Raw genomic sequence first — 14,677 nt, forward strand, 5'->3', positions numbered from 1 at the left:
GTGCGGTAGGAAGATCGAATGAATCGACTCCCCGCCTGCGGCCCCGAGGGGCCCCTGCGCGTCACGGACGCCGTTCGGGAGCCCGTGCCGGTGCGCGCGGTGCTCTTCGACTTCTCGGGGACGCTGTTCCAGATAGCCTCGTACGCGGACCGGATCCGGGCCGCGTTCCAACGCCCCGTGGGCGAGGCGGAGATGAGCCGGCTGCTGGACGGGCTGGAGGCCGGGCTCGCCGATCCCGAGGTGATCCGCGCGCAGCCGGGGCGGGACGTGTCGTCGACGGCGCATCGCCACGCCTTCACGACCTGGTACGCCTCGGTTCCCGAACTGGCACCCTACGCGGGGGCGCTCTACGAGCAGTTGCAGGCGCCCGAGCACTGGGTGCCCTACGCGGACACCGAGGCCGCCCTCAGCGCCCTGCGGGGTGCGGGCGTCGCGCTGGGCGTCGTGAGCGACGTGGGCTGGGACCTGCGGAAGACCTTCGCCCACCACGGGCTCGACCGCTACTTCACGGCGTGGGTGCACTCCTACGCGTACGACACAGAGAAGCCCGATCCGCTCCTCTTCGCGCAGGCCTGCCGGGAACTCGGCGTCGACCCGGCCGGGACCCTGATGGTGGGCGACCATCCGGCCAAGGACGGCGGTGCGGCCGCCGCGGGCCTGCGCTCGTACGTCCTTCCGGCCGGCGCGGCCCCCGGCGCGCACCGCGGGCTGGACGCGGTGCTCCGGCTGGCCGGGCTGCGGTGATGGCCGGGGTGCGGTGATGGCCGGGCTGCGGCGATGACCGGGGTGCCGGGTGGCGAGGGCCGGCCACGGAGCGGGCGCCCGGGGCGGGGCTGAGCCGGCGGTGCCGGGCGGGCGCGTCTCGCGTGTCCCGGGAGTGGTTTCCGCGCGTCGTGTGCGGGGACGGCGGTCGTCCGGTCGCGTGCCCCGTCCCTGGCCCCGTTCACCGGCGGACCGCACCGCCTACGCCCGGCTCCAAACGATCCGCAGCCGGCGCCCCTGCGCACGCCCGGCCTCGGCGGCGGGCCGGCGGGTGGACGGGTCGAGCGGGTTCGTGCCGATCGCCGCCAGCGACGCCTCGTCCGGTTCGACGACCGCGACCTCGGCGCCCGCGGCCCGCAGTTCGCCCAGAGCCTGATCGAGAGGTTTCTCGCTGGGGAACAGTTCGGCCGCCCCCATCGGGGCGATCACCAGCACCCGCGACGCCCCCAGGGCGAGGTCGGCGTTCGCGCTGGACCGCACGCCGCCGTCGACGTAGCGGCGCCCGTCGATCGTGACGGGCGGCCACACGCCCGGTACGGCGCAGCTCGCCGCGACCGCGTCGACCAGGCCGACTCCCGAGGCGCGGTCGAAGATCCGCGGCTGCCCCGTCTCCGCGTCCACGGCGACGATCCGGATCGCCCGGGCCGCGGGCCAGTCGTGCGACGGGAGACGCGACTCGATCACCCGGCGCCGTGCCGCCTCCGGCACGGTCTCGGCCACGAGGGCGTACGCGCCGACCGCGCGCCGCAGGGCGGAGGCGGTGTCGGCGTCCCGCAGCACCTCGGCGATGTCCGCGCCGAAGTTCGCCAGGTCCACCTCGGCCGTGATCTCGGCGGACTGCAGCTCCGGCTCGGTCTGCCGGGCGTAGAGCTCGTCCGGCGACAGCCCGCTGCCCAGCTGGGCCGCGACCGTCGCGCCGGCGGACGTGCCGACGAGCACATCGGCGCCCGCCACGTCCTGCCCCGCGTCCGCGAGGCCGGCCAGCAGTCCGGTGGTCCAGGCGATCCCGGCGACGCCTCCGCCGCCGAGCACCAGCGCCTCGGTCATCTCCCGTCCTCTCCTGCCGCGTTGTTCTCGTGGGCCCTGGCCTCATCCTCTCCCACGGCGACCGCGTCGACCGCGTGGACGGTGCCGGGCGTGGTGCGGGCCGGGGCCGGCCGGGTGTCCGGTGCGGACCACGACTCCTCTGATCGTGGATGTCTTCGTCCGGAGATAAGATGAGACGCCCGGGCAGTGGGTAGCGGATGCGTCCGAGAACCGAGCCGAGGAACCCGAGCGCGCCGGCTCCCGCCGCCCGACGTGACGATGTGCGGGCCGGAGTCCGTGTCCGCCACCACAAGGAACGTCCGGAGTGGTGAGCATGTCCGACACACTGATCAGTCCCAGGTCCGTCATCGGCCCCACGATCGGCCCCTTGAGCATCCCCACGACCGGTCCCGCTTCCCGTCCCGCGGCGGCGTTGCGCCCCCATCGCGACAGGGTGGAGCCCACCCCGACGCCGCCCTGCGAGGAGAGCACCACCGCCGGCATCTCCTATGCCGAGCCGCCCGAGATCACGAGGACCTGGGAGGTGGTCGCCCTGGTGGCCATCTTCCTCGTCACGCTCCTGATCGCGGTGGGGACGTTCGGCAGGGTGCTGTCGCTCTAGGCCCGGTCCGATCCGAGGCGGGCGACAGGTCCCCCGTCCTGTGCGACCGGTCCGGCGTTCAGTGGCAGTCGTAGCGGTGGGCGTAGGGCAGGCCGGGGCACTGGCGGCAGAGGAAGACGTATACGCCCCCGCAGTCGCCCATGACCATGTCCGGTCCGATCGCGTCCATCACCGCGTCGTCCGCCGGGGACTCCCACAGCGCCGGTGCCGTGACACCCGGGCGATGCTCGTCGAGCGGGAGCCACCGGCCGTAGGCGGGTTCCCCGGCGACGCTGAGCAGGTGTTCCATACGGTGGCCGGCGGCGCAGTGCGGCCAGTCCGGCGGCTGGGTCCAGGCGGGGTAGCCGCCGACCTTGCTCTGCAGGGCGCAGGCGAACTCGGTGTACCAGAGGCCGAAGCGCTCCTCGATCTCCCCGAGCCGCGGACCGAGGGCGTCGGAGAACTCCTTCGGCAGGTCCCAGTTCGGGTACTCCACCACGGCGGTGGGGGAGACCGTGCAGGGCCGGGGCGTGAAGTCGTCGTGGTACTCGCCTTCGCCCGGCGCCGGGACGTCCCGCAGCAGCCCCGCGGCCACGACCTCCGACTCCCTGCGCCAGTACAGCCCGGGCAGGGCCGCGGGAGTGTCCTCCTCGGCGTGGAGCAGCGGGCACCAGACCAGTTGCAGCAGGTCGCTGCCGTCCGGGAAGGCGAGCCGCGGCACGTCGCGGGCGAAGAGCTGGACGACCGGGACCATGGGAACCGGCCCCGGCGTCAGATCCCGGTAGGTGACGGGGTCGTACGTCTGGTGGCCGGGCCGCGCGCAGTACGGCCAGGGTTCGCCGGCGGGCCAGAGCAAGGGGCCGCCGAGGGAACTCTCCCGGACTCCGGGGCTGCCGGCCCTGGGGTACAGCAGTGTCGTCTCCCTGGCGAGCGGGGCGAACTCCGGTATCAGCGAACCCAGTTCGAAGGGCGGTTCGGGCAGGCGGCGGGGCACGGGCTGAGTCCTCCTGGGGGACGGCCGGTCGATCCGGGCACGGGCACGATCGCACACCGGACCGACACCGGCGGCCGTGCCGCGGGTGGCGGCGGGCCCGACCGTGCCGGTCCGTGGCGGCCGGGCGAGCCCGGGTACGCCCGCGTGGCTCAGGTCGGTGCGGGCGACTCGGCCGGGCGGCTCTCGCGGGGGGCGGGTGGGGAGTGCGGCGCCCGGGCGGTCCCGGGACCCGTGCCCCCCGTGGCCCCCGTGCCCTCCGGGACCGCCGTGTCCAGCCCGGCTTCCAGCTCGTCCAGTGCCCGGCGGGCGGCGGCGATGCGTTCCCGCAGATGGGCCGTCCCCTCGGCGGCCGGCTCGGGGGCCCGTTCACGGTCCCGCTCCAGTTGCCTGGCCTCCTCCAGCGAACCGATCACGACGCCGATGAGCAGGTTGACCAGGACGAACGAGCCGAGCAGCACATAGGAGGCGTAGAAGAGCAGGCTCCAGCGCGAGATCTCCAGGCCGCCCCGGACGGCGTCGCCGATGCCGTCCAGGGTGATCAGCAGGAAGAGCGAGAGGGCTGCGCGCCCGAGGGAGCCGTAGTGCTCGGGGTCGGCGTCGGCGAAGAAGACCCAGCCGATCATCGCGTAGAGGTACAGCAGCATCGTGCCCACGAGCAGGAAGCTGAGCGTGCCCGGCAGGCTCTTGCCGACCGCGACGATGATGATCCTCAGCTGCGGCAGGAAGCGGGCGGCGCGGACGACCCGGGCCAGCCGCAGCAGCCGCAGCACGGTGGCGTCCTCCCGGGCGAAGGGGAGGTACGCCAGCGCCACCACTCCCACGTCGAAGAGGTTCCACGGGTCGCGGAGGAAGTCCCCGGGACGGTCGGCGTGGGCACAGACCCGTAACAGCACCTCGGCGGTGAAGACCGCCAGGAAGCCGTGCTCCACCAGCTTCAGGGGTCCGTGCCAGCGTGCGGCCAGTCCGTCGTAGGTCTCGATGCCGAGGAGCGCCGCGTTGGCCAGGATGACGGCGAAGACCGTGACGCCGAACCAATCGGAGTCGACGATGCGGCGGCAGCGGGCCGCGAGCGCGTGGCCGGGGGGAGGGGCGATCTGTTCTGCCATGTGCGTGTACCCGGTCCTCCGCTGACGCTGCCTGCCTGATCCTCTTGGAAGTGGATCTTATGGCGGACCGGCGATCGGGAGGGCGGTTCGGCCGACGGGCCGGCGGACGGCCCGGTACCGGGTCCGGCGGGCGGGCCGCCCGGCGCCCTGGAGATCGCCCGCGGTGTCGTCCGCGATCACGGCTCCACCGCACCGCCGCCGACGCCGGCCGCGACGGAGGGCCGGGTGGGGAGCGTCGTGTGGTCGTCGGGGCCGGTGAGGGCGTCGTTGCCGTAGAGGTCGCTGATCCAGGGCGTGTGATAGATGGTGTCCAGATAGCGTTCGCCCAGGTCGGGGGCGATGGCGACGGCAGTGAGGCCGTCGTGTCCCGCGTCGGCGAGCCAGCGCGTGGCGGCGCTGACGACCGTGCCCGTGGAGCCGCCGAACAGGAAGCCCCGGTGGGCCAGCCGGTGGCAGGTGCGGATGGTGTCCGCCTCCGCCACGTGGACGACCTCGTCGACGCACGAGATGTCGAGCAGAGGCGGGCGGATGCTGGTCCCCAGACCCGGGATCATGCGCCGGCCGGGTGCCTGGCCGAAGGTGACCGAACCCGCGGTGTCGACGGCCACGATGCGGACGCGCGGGCGGTGGTCGCGGAAGTAGCGGGCGCAGCCCATCAGGGTGCCGGTGGTGCCGGCGCCGATGAACAGGACGTCCAGGTCGGGGAAACGGGCGGCGATGGCCGGGGCGGTCGTGCGGTAGTGGGCCTGGCCGTTGTCGGGGTTGCTGTACTGGTTCAGCCACACGTACCGGTCGTCGTCCGCGCACAGGGCGCGGACGTGGTCGATGCGGGCGCGGAGGTAGCCCCCGGTCGGAGCCGGTTCGGTGATCAGGTGCACCCGCCCGCCCAGGGCGCTGATCAGCTGCCGGGTGGCCAGGTTGCAGCGGGTGTCGGTCACGCACACGAAGCGGTAGCCGCGGTTCGCGGCGATCATGGCCAGGGCCACGCCGAGGTTGCCCGATGAGGACTCCACCAGGACCGAGTCCGCCTTCAGCCGTCCGCTCCGCTCGGCTCCGCGGATCATGGCGGCGGCGGCCTTGAGTTTGATCGACCCCGCGAAGTTGAAGCCCTCGCACTTGAGGAACAGCCGCTGCGCGACGATGGGTTCGAGGTCGACGTAGAGGTCGTCCTCGTTGAAGTCCTGGGGTTCGGAAATGACCGGCACGGTGTCTCCCTTCGCAGTGGTCATGCCTCCAGTGACGCCCATCGGGGCGGTGGCCGTCATGTCACCGCAATTCGTGACTTGACGCCGTACGGCAAGGCGGGTAAAAGCCCCGCCGCCGGATGGGCGGGACGGGCGGATTATCGGGATGCGAGCGCCGGAGTCAAGTACCGAATTGCCGGGGCAGGACAGGCCGGTGGCACCGGTGCCTACTGGAGGGCAGCGCCGCCGGATCCCCGGACGGCGCCCTGAGAGCACCGTCTGCGAGGGAGCGTCACCATGCCCGGTAAGTGTTCCGAGGTCCTGACCGCCGACTCGGTCACCGGACCGGCCCCCGTCCCCGTCCCCGCCACAGCCGTGGCGCTGGAGGAGGCTCTGGCCGAGGTCCTCGCGGGAGTGGTGCGCGTGGACCGGGTGCCGGCCGATGCCGACTTCTTCCACGACCTGGGCGCGGATTCGCTGCTGATGGCCCAGTTCTGCGCCCGGGTGCGGAAGCGGCCGGAGCTGCCGGCCGTCTCCATGAAGGACGTCTACCGGTATCCCACGGTCGCCGCCCTGGCCACCGTGCTGGCCGCCCGCGCCACGCCCGCCCCTTCCCCCTCGTCCACCTCTTCGTCCACCCCGTCGGCCGCCCCTGATGCGGCGGCCGGCGGCGTGCAGGACGCGGCATCGGCCCACGGGGCCGTGTGGTTCGTGCTCTGCGGGGTGCTCCAGGCCGCGCTCTTCCTGGCGTACGGATGCGCCCTCGCAGCCGCGGCGGCGCGGGCGGGAGCGTGGATCGCCGCCGGTTCCGGACCGCTGGAGACGTACGCGCGGTCCGTGCTCGCCGCCTCGGCGGGATTCGCCGCGCTGTGCCTGCTGCCGGTGGCGGCCAAGTGGCTGCTGGTCGGGCGGTTCCGCGCGGGGCGGCGGATCCGCGTGTGGGGCCCCGGGTACCTCCGGTTCTGGTGCGTGCGGACTCTCGTGCGGGCCAACCCGCTGGTGCTGTTCGCCGGGACGCCGCTGTACACGCTCTATCTGCGAGCGCTCGGCGCCCGGATCGGCCGCGGGGCGGTGATCCTGTCGACACGGGTCCCGGTCGCCGCCGACCTGCTGACCGTCGGGGAGCGGGCGGTGGTCCGCAAGGACGTGTCGCTGTCCTGCTACCGGGCCCGCGCGGGGGTGATCGAGACCGGCCCGGTCGCCGTCGGCGCCCGGGCCCGGGTCGGCGAGCAGACGGTGCTCGACATCGACACCGCGATCGGCGCGGACGCCCAACTCGCCCACGCCTCCAGTCTGCACAGCGGCCAGTCGGTGCCCGCCGGGGAGCAGTGGCACGGCTCCCCGGCCCAGCCGGGCGGGCCCGACCGGCCGGCGCCCGCCGCCGTGCCCTGCGGCGCGGTCCGCCGGGCCGTCTACGGCGCCGGGCAGGTGCTGACCACGGTCACCGTTCATCTGCCGCTGGCCTTCGGCGGGCTGTACCTGCTGCACAGCGTGGTGCCCCGGCTGGACGGGCTGCTGACGCCGGGTCCGAAGGCGCTGACGAGCGCCGGCTTCTACCGCGACGCGGCCCTCGCGGCGCTCGTGCTCGGCGCGGCCGTGGTGCTGCTGGGCGTGCTGACCACACTCGTACTGCCCAGGCTCGCGCGGCCGATGCTGCGCCCCGACCGCGTGTACCCGCTGTACGGGCTGCGCCACGGACTCCACCGCGCGATCGGCAGGATGACCAACCGCAGGTTCCCCACCAGCGTGTTCGGCGACAGCTCGGCCATCGTCCACTACCTGCGCGCGGTGGGCTACGACCTGTCCCGCGTCCGGCAGACCGGCTCCAACTTCGGGACCGAGGTCAAGCACGACAACCCGTACCTGTGCCGGGTGGGCAGCGGCACGATGGTCGCCGACGGCCTGTCGCTGATCAACGCGGACTACTCGGCGACCTCGTTCCGGCTGAGCCGGGCGACGATCGGCCCGGACAACTTCCTGGGCAACCGCATCGCCTACCCGGCCGGGGGCCGTACCGGCGGGAACTGCCTGCTGGCGACCAAGACCCTGGTCCCGCTGGACGGTCCCGTACGGGAGGACACCGGGCTGCTGGGCTCGCCCGCCTTCCCCATCCCCCGCACCGTGGACCGCGACAACCGCTTCGCCGACCTGGCGCGCGGGCCCGCCCTGCGCCGCCGGCTCGCCGAGAAGAACCGGCACAACGCGGTCACCGCCGCCGTCTACCTCCTGATCCGCTGGCTGCACCTGTGCGGCCTGCTGCTGATCGCCGCCTGCGCCGCGGGACTCCACTCCCGGCTGGGCGCACCGGCGTTCGCCCTGGCGGCCGCCGCGGCGACGGTGTTCACGGCCGGATGGTTCGCGCTCGCCGAGCGGGCGGCGACCGCCTTCCGTCCGCTCCGGCCGCTGTACTGCTCGATCTACCAGCGCGCGTTCTGGCGGCACGAACGCTTCTGGAAGCTGGCCTCGGTCGACTGGCTCAAGTGGTTCGACGGGACGCCGTTCAAGCCCCTGCTGCTGCGGCTGCTGGGCGCACGCGTAGGACGCCGGGTCTTCGACGACGGCTGCTTCCTGCCCGAGCGGTCCCTGGTGACCATCGGCGACGAGTGCACCCTGAACGCGGGCACCGTCATCCAGTGCCACTCGCAGGAGGACGGCGCCTTCAAGTCCGACCGCACCACGCTGGGGACCGGCTGCACCCTTGGCGTCGGCGCCTTCGTCCACTACGGGGTGACCCTCGGCGACCACGCGGTGCTCGCGGCGGACTCCTTCCTGATGAAGGGCGAGGACGTGCCCGCCGGCGCCGCGTGGGGCGGCAACCCGGCCCGGGACATGCCCCTCGCGGGCACTCCCACGCCGCAGTCCTGATCCCCGGCCCACACAGACCCGGCGCCGCACCGCGCAGGCGTCCGGCGGGACGGTCACGGCCCGGCCCGCATCACACACGAAGGGAAGACCCCGATGGACATGTACGCGCACACCGGCCGCAGGTTCTGGCACTCCATGGTGACCACCGGCGGGTTCACCTCGATCCCGCGCTGGACGTGCCGGTCGTCACCGCCCGGGTCCGATGTGCACCGCGAGCCGCTGCCGGACACCCTCGTCGCGGCGGTGCGGCGGCTGGCGTACCGGCTGGGCGTGCCCATGGGCGCGATGGTGCTGGCCGCCCACGCCAAGGTGCTGGCGGCGCTGTCCGGGGAGGCGGAGGTGATCACGGGCCACGCCACGGCGAGCGGAGGGGTGCTTCCGTGCCGGCTGTCGGCGGCCGCCCCGACCTGGCGAGGTCTTCTGCTGGCCGCGCATCGGGTGCAGGCGCAGGTGCTGGCCTTCCAGGACTTCCCGGTCGACGAACTGAGCCGCGAACTGGGCGTGTCCGGACCGCTGTTCGAGACCGTCTGCGACCCCGGCGGCGTGGGCGGCGAGCCGGACGGCGCCACGGTGCTGCGCGTGGGGCTGCGCCCCCACGACGGCCGGCTGGCGCTCGAGGTGCGCTACCGCACCGAGGTGCTGGACGAGGAGGCGGCCGCCCGGATCGCCGGCTACCACCTGACCGCGCTCACCCTGATCACCGCCGACGTCGACGCCGAGCACGCCCGGCAGAGCCTGCTCGCGCCGGACGAGGCCTGTCTGCAACTGGACGCGATGGCGGGCCCCCGGCGCAGGCTGCCCGACCGGCGGTTCCACGAGCTGTTCGAGGAGCGCGCGGCACGGCACCCGCACGAGGTCGCCGCGGTGCACGCGGGACAGCGGTGGACGTACGGGGAACTCAACGCCCGCGCCAACCGCCTGGCCCACACACTGCTGGCCGGAGGGCTGCAGGCCGAGGACGTGGTCGCGGTGGTCACCGAGCGGAACCTGGACTGGCTGGCGGCGGTGCTCGCCGTCTTCAAGGCCGGGGGCGCGTACCTGCCCGTCGAGCCCCATCTGCCGCCCGGCCGGATCGCCTCCGTCCTCACCCGCGCCGCCTGCACGACCGTGCTCACCGAGCACGGCAGCACGGCCTCCCTGGAACGCGCCCTGCCCGCGCTGCCCGGCACCACGGCCCACTTCGTGGCGGACGCCGCCGACGAGGACCTGCCGCAGTCCGATCCGGGGATCCCCGTCGCGGGCGACCAGTTGGCCTACCTGTACTTCACCTCCGGCTCGACGGGGGAGCCCAAGGGCGCGATGTGCGAGCACGCGGGCTTCCTCAACCACCTCTACGCCAAGATCGACGACCTCGGCATCGGCGAGGGCCACGTCGTCGCCCAGACGGCCCCGCAGTCCTTCGACATCTCCCTGTGGCAGCTGACCGCCCCGCTCCTGGCGGGCGGGCGGGTCCTCATCATCGGGCAGGAGACGGTCCTGGACGCGGACCGCCTCCTCGACGAGATCGCCGGAGAGCGCGTCGGCGTACTCCAGGTCGTGCCGTCCCACCTGGACGTCGTACTGTCCGCGCTGGAGCACCGGCCGCGCCGTCTGCCGGACCTGCGCTGTGTGTCCGTGACGGGCGAGGCGGTGAAGAAAGACCTCGTCGAGCGCTGGTTCGCCGCCGCTCCCGGGACCCGGCTGGTCAACGCCTACGGTCTGACCGAGACCAGCGACGACACCAACCACGCGGTGATGGAGCGCGTCCCGGACACCGACTGGGTGCCCGTCGGCCGCCCGGTCAACAACGTCCGCGTCTATGTCGTCGACGAGCACCTGGCCCCCGTCCCGCTGGGCGCCCCCGGCCTGATCGCGTTCTCCGGGATCTGCGTCGGCCGCGGATACGTCAACGACCCGGCACGCACCCGGGAGGCCTATCTGCCCGATCCCCACCACCCCGGGGCCTGGCTGTACCGCAGCGGCGACGTGGGCCGGTGGCATCCCGGCGGACAGTTGGAGTTCCTCGGCCGCGTCGACCAGCAGGTCAAGATCCGCGGCTTCCGCATCGAGATCGGCGAGATCGAGAACACGCTGGCGCGTGCCGAGGGTGTGCGTGACGCCGCCGTGGTCGTCACCGACCGCGGCACCCGGCTGGCGGCCTTCTGCACCGGGGACCGGCCGCTGCCCGGAGCCGTGCTCCACGACCACCTGGCCGCGTCCCTGCCCGCGTACATGCTCCCCTCGGCCTTCCACTGGCTGGACCACCTGCCGCTGACCGGCAACGGGAAGACCGACCGCGAGGCCCTGTCCGCGCTCGCCCGCCGTTCGGGCCCGGCGGGCGGCCACCAGCCCCCGGAGACGGCGGCGGAGCACCGCCTCGCCGCCGCCTGGGCGCAGGTGCTGGGCGTCGCCGAGCACCGGATCGGCCGCGGTGACCACTTCTTCGACCGCGGCGGCACTTCCCTGGCCGCGGTACGCCTGGCAATCCTGCTGGACCGCGCCGTCACCCCGGCCGACGTCAACGCCCACCCGGTGCTGGCGGACCTGGCCGCGGTGCTGGAGGCCCGGCCGGGCCGGTGTGAGGAAGGGGAGGGTCCGCTCAGGCCATCGGGGGCCGGCACCGCCGGGCAGCGGCCGGCGCGTCGAGAGGCGGCGCCGGCGCCGGCGCGGGCCGCTGGCAGGCCTGGCACAGCTGATGCCCCCGCCCGGTGATCCTGGTGCCCCAGCCCAGGCACGTGGGACAGCCGCGCGCCGCGGACAGGTCGGGGTGCGGGACGCCGGGAGCGGCGGGTGCTCCGTGGTGCATGCGGTGCTCCTTGGGGTGCGCGGAGGGCGGCACGGCAGTGAACCTTATGGGCTCTTTATCCAGGTATAAACGGAATGCACCTTTCAGGACAAACGTCCTGCGTAACCTCCCGGACACCGACGGTGCTCTGCGGCACCCCGCATTGCCGGGAATGACGCCGTCCGGTCGGCGGTTGGAACCGTCGCGGGTGACCGGTGGCGGGAGTACGCAGCCGGGCGGCGTGAGGACCGCGGAGCGGTCCGGGCCCACGCGGCCGTCGGCGAGCGGCGACCGGCACCCGCCTCCGATCCGGCGCCGGTCCGGCCCCCATCCGGGCCGGCGCGGGGTATGCCACGGCCGATTGTCGGTGCCGGGTGACACCGTGGACACCATGGACGAGCTGATACGCCCCCGGGTCTACGGCGCGGACGTCGACGACCCGGATCCCGGACCCAGGCCGGGGCACCTCTACCGGGAGCTGGTCGGCGGCCCGCTGGACGGGCTGCTCCTGGACGTCACCGGCTGGACCGAGACGGAGCACTCCGCCGGCGCCGAGCTGCGCACCGACATCGGACGCTTTGGGCCCGGTGGTCGCGCCCGGTACACGCCTCGCTCCGGGGACGCGGCCCACTGGGACTGGCGCGGCGACAGCCGCTGACCTCACCGTCCGCGGTGCCGCGGACACCCCGTCACACCCGTTTCGCTCGTGGCCGGTTGCCCCGGCAGCCCCCGGGTGGGTCAGTCCGGGTCGCCGGAAGGCGTCACGGGGTGTCTGATGAACACAGCGGTCCCGGGGTCCCGGAGTGGCCCCCGGGAGTCCCGGGACCGCTCTCCTCGCCATGTCCGCGGCCGCGGACACCACGGCCCGCGCACATGACGGTGCGTCGACCGGTCGGCGGGGGAGCCAGGCGTGCGCGTGGGCGGGCGAATCGGTCCACGGACCCCCGGGAAGTACCGCGGGCGTTACGGCTTCCGTGCCATCCCGGCGGCGATGAGTCGCTCCCAGACGGTGAGTTCGCGCTCGGCGTCACCGATGCGCGCGACCCCGTCGGCCGGGTCCGGGCGCCACAGTGAAGCGGGCACGATCCCCGGCTCGAGGAGCTCGAGGCCGTCCATCAGGTCCTCGATCTCCTTGTCGGTGCGCCAGCGGCCGCGTCCGAAGGTCTGCTGGAGGATCCGCTCGGCCTCCGCGGTCTCCGGGTTGTTGCCGGAGCGGAAGTGACTGACGAAGAAGTAGCTCCCGGAGGGCACTTGTTCACGCCAGTAGCCGACGATGCCCGCCGGGTCCTCGTCGTCGTTGACGTGGTGGAGGATGGCGCTGAGGATGACGGCGACGGGCCGGTCGAAGTCGATCACCTCAAGGGTGTCCGGGTGGTTCCGGATGAGCTCGGGCTCGCGTATGTCGGCCCGGATGACCCTCGTGTCGTCGTTCTGCTCCAGCAGCGCACGGCCGTGGGCGAGCACGATGGGGTCGCTGTCCACGTACACCACGGTGGATCCGGGCGCGTGCCGCTGGGCGACCTGGTGCACGTTGTCGGCGGTCGGCAGACCGCTGCCCAGGTCGACGAACTGCCGTATGCCGGTGGTGGTCGAGATCTCCCGGATCGCGCGGATCAGTGCGGCGCGGTTGGCGAAGGCGATCGCCACCGACCCGGGGAGGTCACGCTTGAAGACGTCGCCGATCTCCCGGTCGACGGCGTAGTTGTCCTTGCCGCCCAGCAGGTAGTCGTAAACGCGCGCGATGCTGGGCTTGGTCTGGTCGACCCAGGCGACGTCGTCTGTCATGACAGCCATCCTTCTCCGCGATGATGCCGGGCAACCGTCATCCTAGGGAAGATCGTGCACAGTTCACCCGGATCGGCGACGGTCAGCCCATGCGGTCGAGGAGGCGCGTCAGGATCCGGGCGGTGTTGCGCGGCGGCTGGGACTCCGCCGCGAGCCGGTCCATGACCGTCAGGTAGTGCTCCACGTCGTCCTGCTTGTCCAGGTAGAGCGCGCTGGTCAGCTGCTCCAGGTAGACGATGTCGGGCAGGTCCGGCTCGGAGAAGCGCAGGATCGTGACGGGGCCGCCGGCCGCGGCCAGCCCGCCGATGTCGAACGGGGCGATCTGCAGCGTCACATTGGGGAGGGCGGCGACCTTCATCAGGTGCTCCAGCTGACCCCGCATCACCTGCGCGCCGCCCAGCGGCCGGTGGAGGCAGGCCTCGTCGAGTACGACCCACAGCTGGGGGGCGTCCGGCTTGGAGAGCAGGCTCTGACGGGTCATCCGCAGGTCCACGCGGCGGCTGATCTCCCGCTCGGTGGCCCGGGAGTGCCCGAGCCGGGTGACCGCCCGGGCGTACGCCTCGGTCTGCAGCAGCCCGGGGACGAACTGCACCTCGTAGGTGCGGATGGTGTGGGCGGCCTCCTCCAGGCCGATGTGCGTCTCGAACCAGCTCGGCAGGACGTCGGCGTACTGGTGCCACCAGCCGGGCGTGTTGGCCCGGCGGGCCAGTGCGAGCAGGTCCGCCCGCTCCTGCTGGTCGGTGACGCCGTAGAGCGTCAGCAGGTCGGCGACGTCGCGTTCCTTGAAGCCCACCCGGCCCAGCTCGAGGCGGCTGATCTTCGCGTGCGAGGCGCGGATCGCCTCGCCCGCGGCCTCCCGGCTGATGTGCCGGGCTTCGCGCAACCGGCGCAGCTGGGTGCCCAGAACGATGCGCAGCACCGTGGGCCCGCCGCGTTGCGCGGCGAACGGCGAACCGGCGGCGGACTCGTCGTCCGGCCGAGCGGCAGTCATGTCGGATCCCCCTGAACGACTGGTCGAGGACTCAGTGTTCCACCGCCGGGCCCACCAGTACAGGCACATTCGTTGCGTATCCCTTCGGGGTGGCCGGGTGTTTGTGTGCGGCGCCGTTTGTGGTTGCGGTTGGGGGTCCCCCGCCCGCCCTCCCTCCCCCAGCCTTCGGCCGGGGGTGCCCCCATCCGGCGCGGTCGGTGCGGGCCGCGCACCGTGTGCCTGGGGTCGGTGCCGCGCCGGGGTACGTCCTCAGCGCTCGCGGTTTACCCCGACATCATTCGGCGCCGGGTTCGCCGCTCGTCGCTTCCGGGCGCACCCCGCCACACCCCCTCCGGTCGGTTGGCGCGCACGACGGCCGGTGGGGGTTCAGCAAGGCACCTGCGGCGACCCCGAACCGTCTCCGCACCCCTGCGTCCCCCAGCCACCGCTGGGCGGTACCCCCGTGGGGCGCCTGGCCCGGTGGGGGTGAGTTGGGTGCTTGCAGTGACCCCGAACCGCCCATTTACCACCCTCCGGGGATCAGGCGCGCTACGAGACGGAGGGGGCGGGGTCGGAGGGGTGGGCGTTCTGGACACTTACGTGTATTTGTTGTGCGGCAC

11 protein-coding genes are annotated in these 14,677 nt (G+C 73.4%); 5 read left to right on the forward strand and 6 right to left on the reverse strand.

The window, feature by feature from the left end:
* The first annotated feature begins 18 nt into the window (after positions 1–18).
* Positions 19–744 carry an HAD-IA family hydrolase gene (locus tag AB0F62_RS32590; RefSeq protein ID WP_361807588.1) on the forward strand — a complete coding sequence of 242 codons (726 nt, stop codon included), beginning with the start codon at positions 19–21 and terminating at the stop codon, positions 742–744.
* Positions 745–963: 219 nt separating this feature from the next.
* Here AB0F62_RS32590 and AB0F62_RS32595 read toward each other — a convergent pair whose 3' ends face one another.
* Entirely contained in the window at positions 964–1,809 is an 846-nt protein-coding gene (locus AB0F62_RS32595) for a patatin-like phospholipase family protein (RefSeq protein ID WP_361807591.1), read from the reverse strand.
* Between the two features lie 313 nt (positions 1,810–2,122).
* Between AB0F62_RS32595 and AB0F62_RS32600 the strand changes: the two genes are divergently transcribed.
* Positions 2,123–2,410, forward strand: coding sequence for a DUF6480 family protein (locus AB0F62_RS32600; RefSeq protein WP_361807594.1), 288 nt, complete (start codon positions 2,123–2,125; stop codon positions 2,408–2,410).
* A 58-nt stretch (positions 2,411–2,468) separates the two neighbouring features.
* Here the strand turns inward: AB0F62_RS32600 and AB0F62_RS32605 are convergent, their stop codons facing one another.
* The 3 genes from AB0F62_RS32605 to sbnA all read right to left on the reverse strand — a co-directional run bounded on the left by AB0F62_RS32605 (position 2,469) and on the right by sbnA (position 5,694).
* Positions 2,469–3,383 carry a hypothetical protein gene (locus tag AB0F62_RS32605; protein ID WP_361807597.1) on the reverse strand — a complete coding sequence of 305 codons (915 nt, stop codon included), beginning with the start codon at positions 3,381–3,383 and terminating at the stop codon, positions 2,469–2,471.
* Between the two features lie 149 nt (positions 3,384–3,532).
* Entirely contained in the window at positions 3,533–4,489 is a 957-nt protein-coding gene (locus AB0F62_RS32610) for an ion transporter (protein ID WP_361807601.1), read from the reverse strand.
* A 176-nt stretch (positions 4,490–4,665) separates the two neighbouring features.
* Complete coding sequence (sbnA, locus tag AB0F62_RS32615; RefSeq protein ID WP_361807619.1) at positions 4,666–5,694, reverse strand: 2,3-diaminopropionate biosynthesis protein SbnA; 1,029 nt, start codon at positions 5,692–5,694, stop codon at positions 4,666–4,668.
* A gap of 276 nt (positions 5,695–5,970) precedes the next feature.
* On the opposite strand from sbnA, the gene AB0F62_RS32620 reads away from it, so the two are divergent.
* The 3 genes from AB0F62_RS32620 (at position 5,971) to AB0F62_RS32630 (ending at position 11,960) form a co-directional block, all read left to right on the forward strand.
* Positions 5,971–8,538, forward strand: coding sequence for a Pls/PosA family non-ribosomal peptide synthetase (locus AB0F62_RS32620; RefSeq protein ID WP_361807604.1), 2,568 nt, complete (start codon positions 5,971–5,973; stop codon positions 8,536–8,538).
* Between the two features lie 93 nt (positions 8,539–8,631).
* Positions 8,632–11,229 carry an amino acid adenylation domain-containing protein gene (locus AB0F62_RS32625; protein WP_361807607.1) on the forward strand — a complete coding sequence of 866 codons (2,598 nt, stop codon included), beginning with the start codon at positions 8,632–8,634 and terminating at the stop codon, positions 11,227–11,229.
* Positions 11,230–11,693: 464 nt separating this feature from the next.
* Complete coding sequence (locus AB0F62_RS32630) at positions 11,694–11,960, forward strand: hypothetical protein (RefSeq protein WP_361807610.1); 267 nt, start codon at positions 11,694–11,696, stop codon at positions 11,958–11,960.
* Between the two features lie 305 nt (positions 11,961–12,265).
* On the opposite strand, the gene AB0F62_RS32635 is transcribed toward AB0F62_RS32630, so the two are convergent.
* Positions 12,266–13,087 (reverse strand): SAM-dependent methyltransferase, encoded by an 822-nt coding sequence (locus AB0F62_RS32635; protein WP_361807613.1) that lies wholly within the window; start codon positions 13,085–13,087, stop codon positions 12,266–12,268.
* Positions 13,088–13,169: 82 nt separating this feature from the next.
* The gene (locus AB0F62_RS32640) at positions 13,170–14,078 is read right to left on the reverse strand and encodes a helix-turn-helix transcriptional regulator (RefSeq protein ID WP_361807616.1); all 909 of its coding nucleotides are present in this window, start codon (positions 14,076–14,078) and stop codon (positions 13,170–13,172) included.
* Between the last annotated feature and the right edge of the window lie 599 nt (positions 14,079–14,677).

Origin of the sequence: Streptomyces sp. NPDC026673 (assembly GCF_040638135.1) — a bacterium.
Classification (GTDB): Bacteria; Actinomycetota; Actinomycetes; order Streptomycetales; family Streptomycetaceae; genus Actinacidiphila.